This is a genomic window from Fibrobacter sp. UWH1, assembly GCF_002210365.1.
Taxonomy (GTDB): domain Bacteria; phylum Fibrobacterota; class Fibrobacteria; order Fibrobacterales; family Fibrobacteraceae; genus Fibrobacter.
In genome coordinates this window covers 1-19,132 of sequence record NZ_MWQG01000020.1, presented here as the reverse complement: position 1 = coordinate 19,132, position 19,132 = coordinate 1, and the positions used below count along the sequence as shown (strand labels likewise).

At 49.9% G+C, this 19,132-nt stretch carries 11 protein-coding genes; 4 read left to right on the top strand and 7 right to left on the bottom strand.

Going from position 1 to position 19,132, the window contains the following annotated elements; all coding sequences use genetic code 11:
* Positions 1–3 precede the first annotated feature (3 nt).
* From B7992_RS10105 to B7992_RS10090, 4 genes are read right to left on the bottom strand one after another with little or no spacing between them, the layout of a single operon-like run.
* Complete coding sequence (locus B7992_RS10105) at positions 4–924, bottom strand: MlaD family protein (RefSeq protein WP_073157563.1); 921 nt, start codon at positions 922–924, stop codon at positions 4–6.
* A gap of 19 nt (positions 925–943) precedes the next feature.
* Positions 944–1,609: an RNA methyltransferase gene (locus tag B7992_RS10100; RefSeq protein ID WP_249269426.1), complete on the bottom strand. Its 666-nt coding sequence runs from the start codon at positions 1,607–1,609 to the stop codon at positions 944–946.
* Positions 1,606–2,691 (bottom strand): hypothetical protein, encoded by a 1,086-nt coding sequence (locus B7992_RS10095; RefSeq protein ID WP_088666204.1) that lies wholly within the window; start codon positions 2,689–2,691, stop codon positions 1,606–1,608. The genes B7992_RS10100 and B7992_RS10095 overlap by 4 nt, the downstream gene beginning before the upstream one ends.
* Complete coding sequence (locus tag B7992_RS10090) at positions 2,691–4,250, bottom strand: pitrilysin family protein (protein ID WP_073157925.1); 1,560 nt, start codon at positions 4,248–4,250, stop codon at positions 2,691–2,693. Before B7992_RS10090 ends, B7992_RS10095 begins: the two co-directional genes overlap by 1 nt.
* A gap of 69 nt (positions 4,251–4,319) precedes the next feature.
* On the opposite strand from B7992_RS10090, the gene B7992_RS10085 reads away from it, so the two are divergent.
* Together B7992_RS10085 and B7992_RS10080 are read left to right on the top strand one after the other, a co-directional pair.
* Complete coding sequence (locus B7992_RS10085) at positions 4,320–5,273, top strand: glutamate--tRNA ligase family protein (protein ID WP_073157579.1); 954 nt, start codon at positions 4,320–4,322, stop codon at positions 5,271–5,273.
* A gap of 45 nt (positions 5,274–5,318) precedes the next feature.
* Positions 5,319–9,431 carry a DUF3320 domain-containing protein gene (locus B7992_RS10080; protein ID WP_073283370.1) on the top strand — a complete coding sequence of 1,371 codons (4,113 nt, stop codon included), beginning with the start codon at positions 5,319–5,321 and terminating at the stop codon, positions 9,429–9,431.
* 106 nt (positions 9,432–9,537) lie between these two features.
* On the opposite strand, the gene B7992_RS10075 is transcribed toward B7992_RS10080, so the two are convergent.
* Positions 9,538–9,957: an SPOR domain-containing protein gene (locus B7992_RS10075; RefSeq protein ID WP_073157927.1), complete on the bottom strand. Its 420-nt coding sequence runs from the start codon at positions 9,955–9,957 to the stop codon at positions 9,538–9,540.
* A gap of 65 nt (positions 9,958–10,022) precedes the next feature.
* On the bottom strand, positions 10,023–14,675 hold the full coding sequence (locus B7992_RS10070) for a fibro-slime domain-containing protein (RefSeq protein ID WP_217897597.1): 4,653 nt from the start codon (positions 14,673–14,675) through the stop codon (positions 10,023–10,025).
* A gap of 288 nt (positions 14,676–14,963) precedes the next feature.
* On the opposite strand from B7992_RS10070, the gene B7992_RS10065 reads away from it, so the two are divergent.
* The gene (locus B7992_RS10065; RefSeq protein WP_088666203.1) at positions 14,964–15,848 is read left to right on the top strand and encodes a GGDEF domain-containing protein; all 885 of its coding nucleotides are present in this window, start codon (positions 14,964–14,966) and stop codon (positions 15,846–15,848) included.
* A 53-nt stretch (positions 15,849–15,901) separates the two neighbouring features.
* Positions 15,902–17,287: an MATE family efflux transporter gene (locus B7992_RS10060; RefSeq protein WP_088666202.1), complete on the top strand. Its 1,386-nt coding sequence runs from the start codon at positions 15,902–15,904 to the stop codon at positions 17,285–17,287.
* 99 nt (positions 17,288–17,386) lie between these two features.
* On the opposite strand, the gene B7992_RS10055 is transcribed toward B7992_RS10060, so the two are convergent.
* Positions 17,387–19,132, bottom strand: a 1,746-nt coding sequence (locus tag B7992_RS10055; RefSeq protein ID WP_141100438.1) for a fibro-slime domain-containing protein, incomplete at its 5' end; no start/stop codon positions are given.

Here is a 19,132-nt window from a genome sequence, read left to right as displayed (position 1 = left end):
TCCTCAGAAAATATCCACGTTGACGTCCAGACCGTCCTGCAGAATAATACGGAACAGGCTATCAGCCGAATGAACCGTCTTCACGATGTCGTCATGCAGGGCTCTGTCGTTCAACAAAATACCGGCGGTGTTGTCCTTGGATTCCAATTTAGTCTGGACTCTTCCAACCAAATCATCTAGGTGCTTGGTCACACCTTCCAGTTCGCCAATCAAATTATTTGCGTTACCCATCACCTTATCGGTACTTGCAAACATATTGTCAATGGGAGACTTTACACCATCAATAAGGCCATTCACCTTTTCCGTCACCTGGTTCAAGCCTTCCAGACTCTTCTTCAGCTGGGGATCGGTGGTATTCAGCATAAGCATCAGACGGTCTTCCAGCTTTTCAGCCTTAACAAGCAGGGTCTTGAAACGATCCTGGAATTCCGGATTGACGATAGTCTGGTTCAGAGCCTTCTTTACAGATTCCAGAAGGACCTTGGTACTATCGCAAACTTCACCGGCAAGGCCGATGGCTTCTGCAATACCGGCGTCGAACTGACCCGAAATGGTATCACCCGGGACGAAGTAGCTTGTGGAATCGCCGAGAATCATACCGATCTGACGTTCACCCATGATACCGATATTCTGCACTCTGATTTCGGAATCCTTGGGAATCTTCACGTCGGTACGAAGTCGGATCGTCACCACCACGCGGTGTCCAGAAAGTTCGATATTCTCGACCTTACCTAGACGAACACCGTTCACCTTCACAGGGTCATCCAGCACAAGGGTACTGACCTGGGTAAAACGCAGGTAGTAAGTGTTGAATGTTTCGCGAGGATCCTTTTCGTTCAGGAAAAATACGCCAAATACAAGAATAATGAGCGCCAGTATTACAACCAGGCCCACAGAAAAATACAGTGCAGAATACTTTTTCATTTGGCTTTTAATCTAGTTATTATTCTTCGATACGTTTGATAGGACTATTATTTTCAATGCCATTTACATGGCGATCCAGCCAATCATACAGCAAAGCGTCGCGTTCTGCCTTGGGGAGCAGGAACTTTTCGCGGCCTTCCTTCTGCATGTATACATCCAGATAGGTCATCAGCACGCCACCAGCCACAGAAACATTCATGGATTCGGTAATGCCATACTGAGGCAGCTTGAATTCATAGTCGGCATGGGCCAGGGTGTCCGGGTGGTTACCATGGAACTCGCTGCCCAGGTAAAAAGCGGTAGGCTGGCTCAAGTCCAGATCCAGAACGGAGTTGGTAGTATTGGTGCTGGCCACGGCAATCTTATAGCCCTTGGCACGAAGCTTTTCCATGCAGAGCATGCGCTTCTTGTAAAGGTAAAGGCTCATCCACTTGTAGGAACCCTTCAAGATGGACTTGTTCACGCTATAGGCGTTATCTTCTTCGATCACGTGCACATCCTGCAGGCCAAAGACTTCAGCCGTACGGATCACTGCAGAAATGTTATGGGGATCGAACAGATCTTCCAGCACCATGCAGAAATGCCTTGTACGACGGTCAACGACAGAAGTCAACAGTTCCTTTCGACGGTCCGTCACACGGGCCAGCAGGGATTCCAAGCTTTCCTTTTCGATCAAATCACTCATTTTTTTTCCTCTAAAACTTGATTGTCCTTCACTATAATTGGAACTGCGTCCAAATCCTGTTTACGCTGCGCGACGCGTTCCTTCTGAACCTTTTCGAAGTCGCCTAGTTTCCAGGGCGCCCCATTCACCACGCTTTCAAAATCCAGAACATACTGAATATTATCCACTGACTTCAGGGATGCATTTTTCAGCATGGGCTCCTTGTCCCCAGAGAAATACTTGCCGGCAGCCTTCTTCACATCTCCCACAATATGGTCGATCTTTTCATTTACCACTTTCTTGAACACACCCATCTGCATAATGGAATTCAAGACGGAGTTGGCCGGGAACACAATAGCCGTTAATTTGTACTTAAGTTTCGTCCTCGAAACGGGATCCATGTCCAAATAGGCAATTGCAGTACCATGCAGGGACCATTTCAAGACCTTGGCATGTCCGTATCCGAAGAACAAGTTGCGCAAGCCCAGCTTAGTACCGGCACTATCCTGCAAGGCCCAGTAGAATTCTCCAGAAAGGCTGCGGCCATTGCTGCCATTAAAGAACCGACGATTCCGATGAGTATACTCGAGGGTGTAGTTTTCATCCAGGTAAGCGTTAATCAGCTGTGCTGTAAAAGGCATATTGTCAAAGAGGTAGCTGATCACATCTTCATTTAGCGGAAGGGTCCCCTCGTTCACGTAAATCGCACGATACTTGCGTCCTAGGCGAGCGAAAACCTCATGCACCATAGGCTGCTTGGGATCAGGGTTGAAACCACGACTTACAATTTCCTTGTAGGGAGCGCAGAATTCATCGTTGTACTTCACCTTAGGCCATGGTTTCAAGTCTTCTTCGAAACAACCTTCAAAATCCACATTCAGGCAGGCCTTGAGCCCCGAGCAAAGAGAACGAACGTCATCTTCATTCCCGAGTTTTTTCTTCAGGAATTCATGTTTACCGATTTTCTTCAAGGAATCTGCCGAGATCGCGGTAACAAAAGAAGCCGCAGAATTCGTCGTTCCAGAATCCTGGGCAAACGCCGGCAACGCAAGTCCAAGGACAAGCAGCACAAAACCAGCAATTTTAAAGAAACCGGCTATCACTAGTTACGAAATTCCAGGCTATCCAGGGGGACAACGGTAAAAGGTTTAATCGATTCAAGTTTTGCCACAGGAGCCACAATGGAAACGGTCATCTTGGACCTGTCAAAGTACTTTGCCACCATGGCCTTTACCTGTTCCGGAGTCACAGCGTTGATTTCCTTGACATAATCCAGATAATGGTCAAAGGACTTTCCAAGCAGTTCGCCCTTGGCAAAAATGATTGCCGTAGAAGAAGGGCTGTCAAACAGGCTGGGCAGGCTTTCGATCAGGGACTTCTTGGCCTGGGCTAATTCTTCTTCGGTAGGACCTTCCTTGGCCAGCTTTTCCACTTCTTCAAAAATCAATTTCATGGCAAAGTCCACCGATTCCACCTTGGTCTGCAAGGCGATGGTGGTCATGGCCGTATCGCGATAATCATTACCGACGGAACTATAGACACTGTAGGCAAGACCTTCATCACTGCGGACTCGATTCATAAGACGGCTAGTAAAGCTTCCGCCGCCCAAGATGAAACTGGCCACTGCAGCCGGATAGTAATCCGCATGAGGACGCTTTACAAAAGGCTGGTTCATGGAAATGTTGGCCTGGGTAATATCCTTGTCCACCACGTAAATTCCAGGCTTGTTCAGGAAGGTCAGCGGTTCAGGCTTCGGGCGAGCTACCTTGGCAGAATCCACCTTCCAGTTCGCAAAGAATTCCTTTAGGGCAACAATTGCAGAATCCTTATCCACATCGCCAGACAAGGCGAAAATGATTTTCTTCGAAGAGTAGACACCTTCTGCCAGACGCTTCACATCGGCAGGAGTGACAGCCTTGTATTCCTCGGCGTTGGCATCCCAAAGTCTTGCGTTGGGGGCATAATTAACCTTGCTCTTCAAGGCAGACAGAACCTTAGCCGGGGTATCGTATCGACGGTCGTAGGCCGTCACATAGTTAGCCTTTATAATTTCAAGCTGTTCCCCATCAAAGGCGGGAGCCGTAAAAACCTGACGGGCCATATTCATCATGCCCGGAAAATCCTTGGACAGGCAGTTGATATCGAACATGGAGCTGAAAGTTCCAACAGAGGAACTGAGACCAGCACTAATGAATTCCAGGGAATCATCCAGGGCATGGGGAGTTATTCCACCACCGCCACCACGGCGAAGCATGGAACCCACCATGGAACTGGCCGCCTCATCCTTCAAGGAGCTAGGCACATCCGATTCATCAAAGTAGACCGTAAAGTCAACCAAAGGCAGACTTCTATCGCTAACGATATAGCCCACGATTCCCGAGGCGATTTCTACGCGGTAATCCTTGGGATGGGGAGCCACATACTGGAACTCGGGGAACTGAACATCCTTATAGCTCCCGGGAAGTTTTTCTTTTGCAGAAACTTCAACCGTTTCTACCGTTTCAGCCTTTGCAACGTCGGTCGCAACAGCGGATTCCACAGGAACCGTTTCGTCAGCCTTTTGAGTTGCCGGAGCAGAAGCGCAGGCACCAAGGGCAATCGCCAGGGAAGACACGCAAACACCGGCGGCACCATAAAAAAATCTGGAATGTCTATTAGCCATTTGCCCCTCAAGATAGCAAAAGAAACGACCGCCCATTTTTCAGGATTCAGTATTTTATAACTTTGGGCCATGTCAGGAAAAATCCGTTTCGCACCAAGCCCCACCGGCTACCTCCACGAAGGCCATTTGCTTTCGGCACTTTACGTCTGGGCCGCCGCCAAGAAATGGGACCTGCACATCCACCTGCGAATTGAAGATCACGACCAGGGAAGAGCCCGCCAAGCCTACATCGACGGCATCCGCGAAGACCTGGAATGGCTCGGTTTTGAGCACCACAGCGAAAGCATCCAGAGCGAACGTCATCACATCTACCAGGCTGTCCTGGAAGAACTTTCCCAGAAGGACCTAGTGTACCCCTGCACCTGCAGCCGTAAGCAGCTGGAGGCCGAAAATCCCAGAAGCGAAACTGGAGAAATTATCTACCAGGGGAAATGCCGAATTTTAGATGAGAGACGAGAGGCGTTTGGCCACCTTCAGGTGGGAGACAAGGAACCGGAAAATAATGGGATGGGGCTTGCGCCCCATAGCCTCAGGGTTAGAATTTCTAACAAAATAATAAACTGGAAGGACTATCGTCTCGGAGACTTCAGCGAGAATCCGTCAGAACAATGCGGAGACTTTCCCATCCGGGATCGCGACGGTTTCTGGACTTACCAATTCGCCGTCTGCGTCGATGATTTGCATCAAGGAATAACCCATATCGTTCGAGGCGAAGACATCCGCAATTCCACGGCACGTCAGATTTACCTCTCAGAATTAATCGCCAACGTCTGTGCCGATTCCACCCGCATACAGATGCCCGCCTACAAGCGCCCCTTCTACCTGCACCATGCCCTAATCGTGGATCCCAACGGCAAGAAGCTTTCCAAACGTGAGCTAGCTCACAGTATTCGGCAAGATAAGGAAGATGGCATAACCCCCGAAGCCCTCATTGGCCGAGTACTTTACAAGGCAGGCTTCCAAAATACCCCCACCCCACAGCCCCTAAATGCGGCAGTTGAACAAATAATCCATACTTTATAAAGTTTACGTAATTTTTACGCGGGGGAAAAAATTTATATTCATAGTATGGCTCAAGTGTCTCCTTCTGCAATCATATCGAAAATTCGTCAAGAAGCAGCTCTTTTTGATTCAAAAGATCGTTTACTGAACTTTTCTACCAAGGGTGACTTCCAATCTCCTCTTATTATGGAGGCTGGCGACCTTTTCTTCGAAAAGTGGAAAAATTCCAATGGCCCGCTGCCGCTGGATTCCTTCTTCCCTGTGAGCGACAAATTTAGCGCACAGCAGAAAGCTGAAACCATTGAATCCGTCTGCACCGTCCTTAAAGAAAAAGACGAAGATTTCGGCAGATCGGACCTGTACCTTCTTCTGGGCTTCCTGAAGTGGGACGGAAACGCACTTGCACCAAGCCTTTTAATCCCCCTCGATGTCGACACGACAAAGAAGACTCTCTACATTTCCAACAGGACTCCTATTGAGAACGTAGTCCTTAGGGAACGCCTCAAGGATTCCGTCCCCCTGCCCAAGGCAGGCGATGCAATCATCAATGGGCAGTTCAGCCTCTTGCTGTACTTCTCCATGTTCGAAAAGTCCATCGCATCCATGAAGAGCTGGAAGTTCACTCGTCATGGTCTTTGCCTGGGATTTTTCAACACCGGTCGACTCCTCCTGAAAAACCGTTTTGAACAGGGATGGAACGACAAGAAAATTGACACAGCCCCGGTACTTTCATCCCTTCTTCGAGAAGACGGCTTTAAGGTAAAGGAATCCATCTTCGAGGAAAAAGATTTCAATCAGGTATTCAATCCCTGTGAACATCACTTCCTCTATACCATCGATTCCCATACTAGCAAGGCTGCCATAGACGCCCTGGATCCAGAAGTAGAAGCCTACGCAATCCAGGCGCTGCCGGGCACCGCAAAGATGAAGGTTGCCGCCAACATCGTAGCCGATTCTGTCGCCCAGGGGAAGAACGTCCTTGTGGTCAGCCGCAGAGCAACCACAGCCAGGGAATTTCTGAACACATGGAAACCGCCTTTCCGCACGTTCGCCAACGTTGACCGCAATGCTGTCGCCCAGGAACTCCATAAGGCCCGCAAGGATTTTTCAGACTACTATGACGCAGTCAACAAGCCCCTGCAGCCATCCGGCATCATGCTTTCGGGCCTTCTCAAGGAATTCATCAAGGCCAGAGCCCCCAAGCAGAAATTCCCGGAGACCATTTTCCAGGGAGTGCCCGAACTTAGCTTCGAAAGGTACGAAGCCCTTAAAAAAGATCTTGCAGAGCTGACTGAGCTATACTTCGAGAAAAACGGCATCGAAGCCCGTACAGCCTTCCAAGGCGTCAAGGTTCCTAGCCTCACACCAGAGCAGAAAAACTCTCTGGCCGATGAACTGAACCGCGCCGCCGAACGGGCCAGTGAACTGGATACCATCCTCAAACGACTTCAGGAAGCAGGCCTGTTCCCCACAGGAATCTTCCTGGCCGGTCTCTCCGATATCCTTGAACTATTCAAAGACAACTTTAGCGAAAGCACTCCCACCTACGACCAATGGCAGCTCCGTTCCAGCAACTGGGACGCCTACAGAGAAACATTGTCCATGCTGCCCGAAGCGGGCGACAAGTGGGTCCGCTACCGCCGTCAGACGTCCGACATTTACACCGACAATGCCGTAGACGAAAACATCCTTACCGCACGCGAAGACTTCGTTGAAAGTCAGAAGGCCACCCTAAAGGGTCTGTCAGACCGTTACCGTTCTTCTAGGCGCCAGCTCCTCCAGGTTCTCCGCAACCCCAAGGAAGTCCAGTCCGACGCCCAGCTTATCGACCTGATAGACACCCTTCTGGAACTGCAGGACAACAAGAAGGCATACAAGGAATCAGCCGTTCTGGGCAATCACCTCCTCGGAAAAGATTGGCTCTACGAACGTTCCAACTGGATTGAACTGAATACCAAGATTCAGTACTTGTACGACTTCCGCGACAAGCACAAGGACAATCCTCGTTTTGAACTGCTCCTGCAAATTCTTGAACAGTGGAGTCTCTTCAAAGACCTACAGCCCAAGTTGGGCGATCTTTGCGAAGCCGTACGCAGTCTCCAGCAAGCCATCCGCAAGATTACCAAGGAAATGAACCTAGAGGAACCTCTAGAAAGCCAAAGCATTGAAAAGTGGTTGGGCACAATCAAATCCTGGAACAAGAACTGGGATAGCTTGGACACCCATCTACAACTGTCTGCCCTTACAAAGAAAATCGCAGACTACAACTGTCCCAACCTTTCAGCATTCCTAAAGGATCCCAGCAAGGCCAATCGGGAAATCCCGCAGGCCGTAGCTCATCATTGGGCAGGCTCCCAGGTGCAGACCGCAACCAAGGTTTTCCCGGAACTGTTCTCCTTGAATCCCAAGGCACACGCCCAGAAAGGCAAGGAATACAGAGACATCCAGGACCGTTTCTGCAACGCGAACTTCAGGGAATTACACGACACTCTTCAAGCCTCGCCCGAAAGGTTGACATCCATCAGTCTCAGCGATTCTTTCTGCCTGCCTGAAGACAGACACTTTGACATCGCCATCATTCTTGATGCAGAATGCGTCTCTGTCGTAGAATCCATTCCTACCCTGCTCAGCGCAAACAAGATTATTCTTGTGGGTGACCCCCACTATCCCGCTCTGGAACCGCTCACTTACGACGCCTTCCAGGAACCGCCGATTTCTCATACGACACTGTTCCACGATAGCATTCTGTCAGCCTCTCTTCGCCAGGGCATTTCTACTCGCGAACTGTGGTTCTCGACCCAGTATTCCGACGCGACCCTGGTAAGTTTCGCTAACCAGAAAATCTACAGCCGCGGCATCAGACAATTGCCTGTTCCCAGTCGCGAAAAATTCACCGGTATCAAGCTCAAGGTCGTCCAGAACAAGGTGAATGCAATCGCACAGGCAGCCATCCGCCATGCAGAAAAGAACCCCAGCAAGACCCTAGGTATCGTGGCATTCCATCAGACGACCTGCCACGAAATCGAGGAATGCATCAAGAATATGGTGGCGGCAGGTTCCGCAACGGCACGATTCTTCACACAGCAGAATCCGGATATCCGCTATTACGTCAAGACCCCGGAACGAGCCGCGGGACGTTTCCGCGACGTGATCCTTGTTTGCGCCGAATCCGAAGGCGTTACTGGAGTCAACGGCGACAACAAGATAGCCGTCTGTTCCACTCTGGCAAAGCACGAAACCCACGTCTACATTTCCGAAACGGATCTCGCCAAGCAGGGCAATGCCAAGCACAATCTCTTCTGGGACTGGATCACCTACCTGCAGGCCAAGGACTTCACCGAAAAGAACGACCTTCATACAGCAGGGTCCGACATTCACGATTCCATCGTCGACGCCCTTAAGAAAGAAAACTTCCAGGTCGAAGACTCCTTTACCAAGGGAGGCATTCCTGTGGGACCGGTCGTGGCAGACGCCAATAATCCTAGCCGCTTCCTAGCACTCATCGAAGACGACTGCACTACGGAACGTTTCCGTGAATCCGTGGAAGACCGCGACTATATCCGTCCTACCATCCTGAAACAGACTGGCTGGAAGGTCCTGGCGCTCTGGCTCCCCTTCTGGTACATGGCAAATCAGGATGAAGTCAGCCACCTGGTAACAACGCTCGCCATTGAACAAAGTATCGCTCCGCCTCCCGCCAGCGACGAAGAACCGGAAGATGAAGACGAACTGGAAATGCCCGTCAGCGAAGGACCGCAGGTGGTGGCCTACCAGGTGCAACACCCCAAGATCGAGGGCACGCCCCACGACAAGCCTATTGCTGAACTGCCGGCTGCAGCCATTATCACCCAGCTGAAATTCTACGTAGATCACGAGGCACCGATTCACGAAGAGATCCTGATCCAGCGAATTCTGGAGCTGCATCACGTGGATCGCGCAGGTCCTGTACTCCAAAAGGCACTGACCGAAGCACTGAACCAAGGTCTTCAGAAAAAGCGCTTCGTCAAGACCGGCCCCTTCTACTATTCCCTCAAGCCCCAGGAATTGGTTCCCCGCAACAGGAGCGGCCGCCCGGACTTCGAGAGGAACCTGGTTTTTGTTGGTCCTGAAGAACGAGCCCTGCTCCCCTCCAGCATGGACGAACACGCTATCAAACAGGCACTTGGCCTGCTAGTGTAAAAAGTCTAACGGTTATACAAGAAAAAGGTACTGCGGACAACCGCAGTACCTTTTTTAATCTTTGCTGCAAGGAATTTCACAGACCCAAAGGTCCGACAATTCCCTTCTACTTAACCTTTACTACAAACGCATTGATATTGTAGGCAGAAAGTTCGCGAGCCTTATCTTCAGCGGCTTTCTTAGTAGTCCATCCACCGCCACGAAGCTTGTAGAACGGAGTATCGAATACAACCTGGATTGCATAACCCGTGCTAGCGGAAAGCTGGGCACGACGACGCTGAGCCGCATCAAAGTCAGCAACAGCTTCGAACTGCAGCATATAGTAACCGTCAGACTTGCCGGACTTGGTATTTGCCTTAACCACGGCGGCACTCTGCTGGGAATCAGCAGAATCTCTGAGGGACGCATTCAATACAGGCTTATATTCATGGCCCCTGAAAAGGGAATCCAGATCAGTGGGTTCGGCAGCAAACGCAGCAGAAACACCCAGAGCAAAAAGCGATACAACAGCTAAAATTTTTCGCATGGAGAAAATATAATAAAAAAGGAGCGGATAAATCCGCCCCTTTTTAAAGCACTTGTTATCAAGACTTAGTTGTTCTTCTTGAAGTCTTCCCATGTGCGATCAATGGGATATGCATTCTTAGACTTCTTGATACCGAACATGGAAGTCTTGTCCTTGCGGTTTTCCTTAGAACCGTTGATTCTGACGTAGGTATCGATCTTGGTGATGTATGCACCAGTACCAACCAAGCGACCTTTATCAGAGGTCATGTTCCAACCGATGTAGTAGTTGGTGCCATGAGTAGTACAGTTCTTGCCAGCACCACCGAAGAAGTACTTCTTGTTGTGCTGGAAGTTCAGATCGTCATCGCAGTAGATCTTTGCAGAGGAACTTGCCACATAAGCACCCAGGTTGGTGAAGTATTCAACCTTGTAGTAGAAGTAGAAGTCACTCATATCAACGTCTTCGTTAGCAACCTTCTTCTTGTCGTACAGAGCCTTCATATCAGACTTGACCAAGTGACCCGGGATACCCCACTTGCTCTTGATGACCTGTTCGTTTCCGTCCAGAGAAGAGACAGGGATCGCGGTAATCGGGCTTGCGCAAGAATCAAGGAGACATTCAGCAGCATTGCCAGTGTAGGCGAAGTTCACATCGTAAACACCCACTTCGGCGTCACCGGTAACCAGCACCCAACGAGAGGGCAGACGCTTGGTTTCGTTGTAACCAGTGGGAGAGTTCCAGTGGTAATCTACGTCAAAGGAAGTACGCATTTCATTTGCACCGTAAGCGGTGGAATCCATGTTATCGCGCCAGATAAGCTTAGTCAGGTCGCCGCCCAGACGCAGGTAGTCACCAGCATGGGGAGACAGAGCGTTACTAGACGTCTTGTAAATCACGTCAATCTTGCCGTAGCCATCTTCACGAGAACTAGGAACAGGAACGATAGAAGAGGTCACCACAGTACCAGTCGGACCAGTTGCAGAAGCGAACTTGGCAACAGAGTCAAGGCTAGTTGCAGAATTCAGGTAGAAGTCGAAGGAAGTAGTGTTGGTCGGATCCAGCAAGGTCACCGGTTCAGAGAGAATCACGGTCAAGTTGTCGTAACCACTCAGTTCACCATCCTTATTCTTCTGGGAAATCACGATTGCTTCGATAGGTACAGGAGCGATACGATCCACGATGTTGCCTTCAAAGCCCTGCTTGATGTGCTTACCATTATCATCGAAGGATGCATAAGAGTAAACCTTACCGGTACCAGCAGTCTTAATGCGGCTAGAAAGGGTCAGGCCGCCAACTTCGAGGCGATTGTCGCAATAGCCAGTAGCTGCATCGAGATTCAAGCAGGAATACTGAGTCTTATTGACGATAACATTGCAGTACTTAACGGAGTCAGCCTTAAGGGTAGACATACCGTCCTTGAAGGGATAAATCGTATCCGCAGCAACAGAATCCCACAAGATGCAGATCTGTTCCGGCAGAGAGTCCTTATGAATATTGCGGTTGAAGTAGATGGCGATAGAGTCACCCACACCGTCCAGATATTCGCTAGCAACATAGTCGCTATAAATCTTCATAGCTTCAACAGGAGCTCCCTTTACGTCGAAGATATCAGCAAACTGCGGCACAGGTACCGGCGGTTCACGGAAGTAAATCGGGTGGTAGTGAGCCATGATAGCATCGCTACCGTTACCAGAAATGGAGATTCTGGCCGGGTTGCTGTTAGCAGGATTTTCAGCATCATAACGATAGGTCTTACATTCATTACCGCTGCAACGGATCTGCACTCTTGCAAAGCCATTTTCGAAGGGTTCAGATGCAGAAAGTACAAGACCTTCAGATGCCACGCCGGCAGCCATAGTCAAGCCAACGTTACAATCGTCGCACTTGTAGTAGGCAAAGGAACCATCGGCCTGCTTGGAGGGCTTCAGAATAACCATGTTGAAGTCCTGATCGGTATCAGTCCAACGTTCTTCGAAACCAGGAGCGGCGGGATCATCACCAGTAATTTCCTTCCAGTTGGAATCCCTGGAATCTACGAAGGCAAGCTGCGGCAGGTAGAAGGTCAGAGACAGAGCCTGCTTACCAGATGCGGTAGAAATCTTGTAGGTTTCCATGGAGTAATTCATATCACCAAGGTCAACAGTGACATAGACGGTATCAATACCACCATCGGGGCCAAAGCTGCGAGCAGCACCCGGATCAATGGGGGTAAAGGAGCCATCTGCTTCCTTAACGAAGTACTGCAGGTAGTTCTTTCCATCAGCGCGATCAGTAGTAGACTTCAAGGTGTAGCTAACGCTTCTTGCGTCATTGGGCTTGATCAGCACGGAATCAGAGGATACCTGGATTGCAGAAATATAAACCGGGACCAAATCGCTACCCATAGCGAAGTCAACCACTTCGTACTTGGACTTTTCAACACCCATGAAGCCACAGGTTGCCTTTGTACAGGGGTTTTCTGCTTCGGTAGTATCCAGGGCGGTAGCGTTATTGAAGACAACTTCCACTTCACCCTGAGACTTGTAAGTATAAACCTTGTTCTTGTCGCCATCGATATAGGCCCAGACAGTCCAGGTTCCCGGCGGCAGAGCAATCTGTTCGTAGGTGAACTTGGGCACAGCCGGGTTAGACAGGTCAATACCCGGAATAGAAGCGTCATTGGCCAGAAGCTGTGCAGAAGAGAGATCGGCAGGGAACTTGGTACCAGCGACCAGATAGTACTGGAACTTGAAGCTCGTACATTCAGACTTATTAACGAAGTCAGCACCGCAGCATTCGATGGCCTTATCGTCACCAGAAACTGCAGCAGCACAAGAACCTTCACCAGTCTGAGTATAGCACATCTGGTATTCAGGATTCTTGGGAGTGTAGTTTTCAGTCTTTTCCTTGGTAAGGGCAGTCTTCTGCTGGATGTACATATTGGTCTTGATACGAACGTTACTCATATCAGTACGACGGTCGCAGAAGAAGATGTCAATGTCATAGGTCTTGTTAGCAACGAGAGCACCCTGAGCACCAGTAAATTCATCCAGGTTCACGTAACCAGGAGCGGCAAGGTGGGTACCACCCAGGTCCACTGCCAACTTGTTATCGATATAGACCCAAATGTCATCGTCACCGCGGAAGGAGAACTGCATACCCGGACGGTAAACGAAGTGTGCGTGAGACTCGAAGCAGAACATCTGGTTGTTCATGCCAGAAATACGGGCATCCCAGGAAGTGTTGTCATAAACGTCGGGATTGGTACCGGAGTCGAATTCGCCGGCAGCCACAGGATAAAGGTCGATATAGGGGAGACCGCTCTTGGGTTCCAGGTCAGACCAGTCGGCCACGACACCCAGCTGAGCCTTAGCTGCAGCGGAAACCTTAGCCGGAGTACCGACACCGTATCTGACGTTGCCCAAACCCTTACGAGTAGCAGCAGCAGTAGCGCAAGTACCAACACAAGTACCGAGAGTAACGGAGTCCTTAAGGTCATTCAAAATGGTAAATGCACCGGTGGGTTCGTTATAGCTATCGTATTCCCACATACCGTCAGAAGACTGGGTAAAGAGCACGTCGCGGCAATGCATTGCATTGACATTGGGAGTTTCGCGGAACATCACGTCAAAAGCTTCCTGACTTACAAAGCAACCAGAAGCAGCATTGTAAGTCGGCTTCTTGGTCAGAGGATCCAGGAAGTCACCAACGATACCCTTGGTCACACCGATACAGGGAACAGTATTTGCAGCACCGCCACCCGGGAAACCATAGGGAGCAGAAGCCACATAGCAACCGTTAGAAGCCACAGCAGGATAAGCATCGCAAGTGAATGCGCCATGGAGGGCGGCATCGGTATCATAAAGGATTGCAGCCAAAGTATAGGAGCAGTTACCTTCGATTTCAGGGTCAACTACAGAGAAGAGCTTGCCATCCGGAGCTTCATCCGGGTCAGCAATAAAGTAAAGTCTATCTACACCGTATGCATCGAAGAATGCTTCAACGTCAATGGCTTCAAGAGTGTTGTTCCAACCGTTGACACCGATTGCGTCGGCCAACATTTCGTCGGAATCCTTAAAGAGAACAAAAGAAGTGGGAAGATCTTCGTCCATCCACACAGCGTAGTACCATCCGCACATGGTGGGGTCAACCTTGAAGGGCTTACCACCAGCGTAGGTTCCATTGTCAGAATACATGGGAACGGAGGCCTTCCATTCTTCATCGTCCGGAACCAAGATGTAGAAGTACTTGATGTTGGGCTTTTTACCGTAAGAGATAAGAGTCTTGCCGGCCTGCTTGGGGTTTTCAAGAATGTAGACATCACCCTTGCTGTTGGGGCAGGCGAAGTCACGGTTGTTCATGGGATAGTTGGGATCCTTGGCATTATCCTTCGGGATACCATTCCACTTGGCCGTCGTAATATAGCGGATCGTAGAATCCGACATCATCGTATACACGGTGAACGTGGAGTCGTAGGCTTCACCACCGATCTTGGAAAGGTCATATTCGTAATAACCAGTCGTTGCATTGTAGGTCATTACAGACGTAACCTTCTGCTTGTTATTCATAGCAGTGTAGAAAGTCACTGTCGGGGCATTATTAGCGCCCCATTCCAGAGGCGGCTGAAAATGCAGCGTACCGGAACAGCTAGACCAGGCGCTCTGCACTCCCATGAGCACCATACATGTACCCAGAATCCACTTAAAGGCTCCCGCGAGGAGAGTATTCTTCTTGTTCTTCATAGTATTATTATCCATCAATGGTTTTCCTTCCAACATTCTTTGGCATAACGGAAAGACCGGCCATTCCGAAATGCCACACCGGCTTGAAATTTATCCTTTTCTAGCGCAGAATGCCACTCATTTTTTGAAATTTAAGTAAAAAAAGCGGTACGTTCTGTATACAAATGGTGGATATGTCGCATATTCGTGCATACATCACGCAAAATCGCGATAACAAAATTTTACATTTCATTTTTAGTTGCTTTTTTGAGCAAACCCTCTCATAAATTGTTAGATTTTCATACGGAATTCCAGGAGAGATTTATGCAGGATATGGACCAGACAATCGCCACCGCTGGCAACACGATCAAGTTTCCCACAGCGGAAATGCGCCCCCACCTGATAGTCCTGTACCCGCCCACCCACTTTAAGCAGATCCCCCTGTCCAAGGGAATAACAGTCCTTGGCCGCGGAACCGACGCAAACGTTCGACTGGACGATGAACTGGTCAGCCGTAAGCACTGTCAACTTTACTTTGACGGCCGTTTCGTTACTGTTTCCGACATGGGCAGCACCAACGGAACCTTTGTAGACGGCAATCCGGTCACCACCTGCAGGCTGGAATCCGACAACAGACTGCAAATCGGGAAAATGGTGCTGAAGGTCGATTATAAGGACCCCACCGAAGAAGCTTTTGACCAAAAACTGTATGAAGCCGCCACGAAGGACCCCCTGACACAGATCAACAACCGCAGAACCTTCATGGACCGCAGCCTGGGAGAACTGGCCCTGGCCCGCCGCAATAACTATTACGTCCACTGCATCATGCTGGACATCGACCACTTCAAGAAGGTCAACGACACCTGGGGACACCAGTGCGGAGACGCCATTCTCAAGGAAGTGGCCGCCATCATCAAGGATGAAAAGCGAGAATCCGACCTTCTTGCCCGCTACGGCGGTGAAGAATTCGTGCTGTTACTCTCTGGCGTAGGTGTCGAAGACGCAAAGAAAAGTGCCGAACGTTTCCGTTCTGCCATCGAGCGTCACCATTTTTCCTGGAAAGACACGATTGTTCCCGTGACAATCTCCCTAGGTTTGTCAAGCAGACAGGGAGAGCAAATCGGTAAAATGGAAGATTTGATAGCCTCAAGCGATAAACTTCTCTATATCGCCAAGGAAAACGGCAGAAATCAGGTGGTTTCCGAGTAAAGCCCTCCAAATCTTGCCTTACAGGGAGCCTTTTTCTAAATTGCGCTCCCGAAATGACAAAAATACACTCAGAAAGACTGAATTCCTTCGGAACAGCCAGCATCCCCAAGCTGGTTTTGCAGTTTTCCGTTCCCGCCATCATCAGTATGGTGGTCAATGCACTATATAATATAGTGGACCGTTTTTTCGTAGGTCAGGGCGTGGGCAGCCTGGGCATCGCAGGCATCACCCTATGCTTCCCCATCGCCCTATTCATTATGGCCATGTCCATGATCGTGGGCGTAGGCGGCAACACCCTTTTCTCGATCCGTCTGGGCGAAAAGAAGTACCAGCAGGCAGCCATCATCCTGAACAACTCCTTTGTGCTGCTTATTATAATGGCAGTGGGAGCCTTCGCCTTTGGCGAAATCTTCATGGAACCCCTCCTCAGGCTGTTCGGCGCCAGCGACCAGACCCTCCCCGTAGCCAGCAGCTACATGCGTGTCATCTTGCTGGGTGCAGTTTTCCAGACCGTGGCCCCGGGCATGAACCACTTCATCCGTTCTATGGGTCACCCCAAGACAGCCATGTTCCGCGAAATTATCGGCGCCGTCACTAATGTGGCACTGGACTACATCTTTATCATGCGCCTCCACTGGGGAATCGAGGGCGCCGCCTGGGCAACCATCTGCTCCCAGCTGGTCAGCAGCATTCTCATCACCCAGTTCTTCCTGAAAAAGAGTACGCCGGTGAAGATCAACCGCCGCTACATGAAGTTGCGCGCCCCCTTCGTGCGCAAGATCTACATTCTGGGCCTGCCTCCTTCTGTAATGCAGATTTGCAACAGCCTCATGAACGCAATTCTCGCCTGGAGCCTGACTACCTACGGAAACAAGAGCATTGAAGCCTCCTCCACCATGTCCGGCGGCGACATGGCCATTTCCGCTTTCGGCATCCTGAACAGCATCGTCTCTATTATCGTGCTGCCCCTGCTTGGTTTTGTAAACGGAACCCAGCCCATCGTGGGGTACAATTACGGAGCCAAGCTCTACACCCGAGTCAAGAGCGTGGTCAAGTTTGCCTACCTTTACGCCATGATTTTCATGGTTCTGGCATGGGCTTTGGTCCAGTGGCAGGCCCCCGCCTTCGTAGCCCCCTTCGCCCCAGGTGACCTGAGAATGCAGGAAGTGGCTGCCAAGGCATTGCGCCTGTTCACCTGCACAATTTTCATGGTCCCGTGCGGTATGATTGCAGGTAGCTTTTTCCAGGGAACCGGAAAGGCAGGCAAGTCTATGTTCCTAAACGCTTGCCGTCAGCTGATCCTGTTCATCCCCTTCTTGATGATCCTCCCGCTGTTCTTCGGCCTAACCGGAGTTTTCTGCGCCCAGCCCGTAGCCGACGTGGGAACCGCATTTATCGGTTTGTATATGCTCCGTAAGGAATGGAAGCGAATGGTTTAACCAGCAATCCATTGAACTAATTAAACGTTTATCAATAGACATACAAAAAGCCAGCGCCTTTGCGCTGGCTTAATGTTTATCTAAACCGTTAGATTGTCTTTACTTGAACTTCACAATTTCATGGTGACGGCCGGAACGGACGACGAAGGTACCCTTGCTAGGAGCAACCACCTTAGTCTCGCTCGTTGAAACGGTCCCAGAAGCTACAACAGATCCAAGCATATCCATCACCTCGTAGGATTTGGGCTGAGATGCGATCTCTTCGTTAAAGACAATCACGAAAGTAAAGGGAGCAACCATCTTTACGCGGAATGTAGGTTCAGCATAATTGCGGTCTTCATCATCCTTTTCATCACTGCTGTCATTCTTTCCATTTTCCTTAGAACTGGAGCTGGAAGGATCGACATTGCCGTTACCGTTTTCTGCTCCTTCAGGATTCTTACCATCTTCGGTAGCAGAAGCAGATGAACCGGCAACAGGATTTTCTTCGGAACCGCCATTGCTGTTAGAAGAGCCGTCCAATTCGCCTCCGTTGGAACCACTATCGGAGCTGCTGATTTCTTCTTCGAAGGTTCCATTTTCATCAATGGTAAAGGTCATGATCTTCTTTGTAGATTTATTGATTTCAATAAAGATGCTCCAACGGCCGGGAGCCAGCTTCATCTTGTCATAATAGATCATAGGTACCGAGGGATCAGTCAGATCAATGCCACCCACGTTCACTTCACCGGCAGTCAACATCTTTGCGGTAGACTTATCCAGGGTTCCTCCGCTTACTAGATAATAAGACGGAGTCAATCCCAGGGAAGCAAGTTCATTACCGCAAGTTTCTACGTTCTCACTACCATTCAGGGCAGCTGCGCAGGATCCGCCATTGTTTACGCTATAGCATACACCATAAGTGTAAGTTCCGCTGGCAGTTTTTTTCTTGCTCACCGTTAGGCTCTTCTTCTGCTGAAGATACATATTGGTACTGATACGGATGTTACTCATATCGGTTCGACGGTCACAGAAGAAGATGTCGATATCGTAAGTTTTTCCAGCAACGAGATTACCCTGAGCCCCCTTAAATTCATCCAGGTTTACATAACCAGGAGCAGCCATATGGGTTCCGCCCAAGTCAACAGCGAGTCTGTTGTCGATGAACACCCAGATATCATCATCGCCGCGGAAGGAGAACTGCATACCGGGGCGATAAACGAAGTGGGCATGAGACTCAAAGCAGAAGTGCTGATTTCCCTTGCTCTTTATGCGCAAATCCCAAGACAGATTGTCGTACACGTCAGGATTCGTTCCCGAATCAAACTCACCAGAAGCCGTGGGGTACAGGTCAATATACGGAAGCCCCGTCGTAGGTTCGATGTCGGCCCAGTTTTCCACTTTACCCAACAACGAAATTGCAGCGCTAGAAACATAGCTCAGCGAACCAGCACCATATCTCACATTTCCGAGTACGTTACGGAGTGTAGCGGCAGTGGCGCAGGTACCAGTACATACCCCGGCAGCAACAGAATCCTGAAGGTCATTCAAAATGGTAAATGCGCCAGTAGGTTCATTCTGACTGTCATATTCCCACTTGCCGTCTGCTGTCTGAGAAAAGGGCACATCGCGACAATGCACGGAATTAACGCCCGGAGTCTCGCGGAACATCACGTCAAAGGCTTCCTTACTGGGGAAACAGCCACTGGCAGGATTATAAGTCGGCTTCTTGGTAACAGGATCCAGATTTTCATTGACGATACCCTTGGTCACACCGATACAGGGAACAGTATTTGCAGCACCGCCACCCGGGAAACCATAGGGAGCAGAAGCCACATAGCAACCGTTAGAAGCCACAGCAGGATA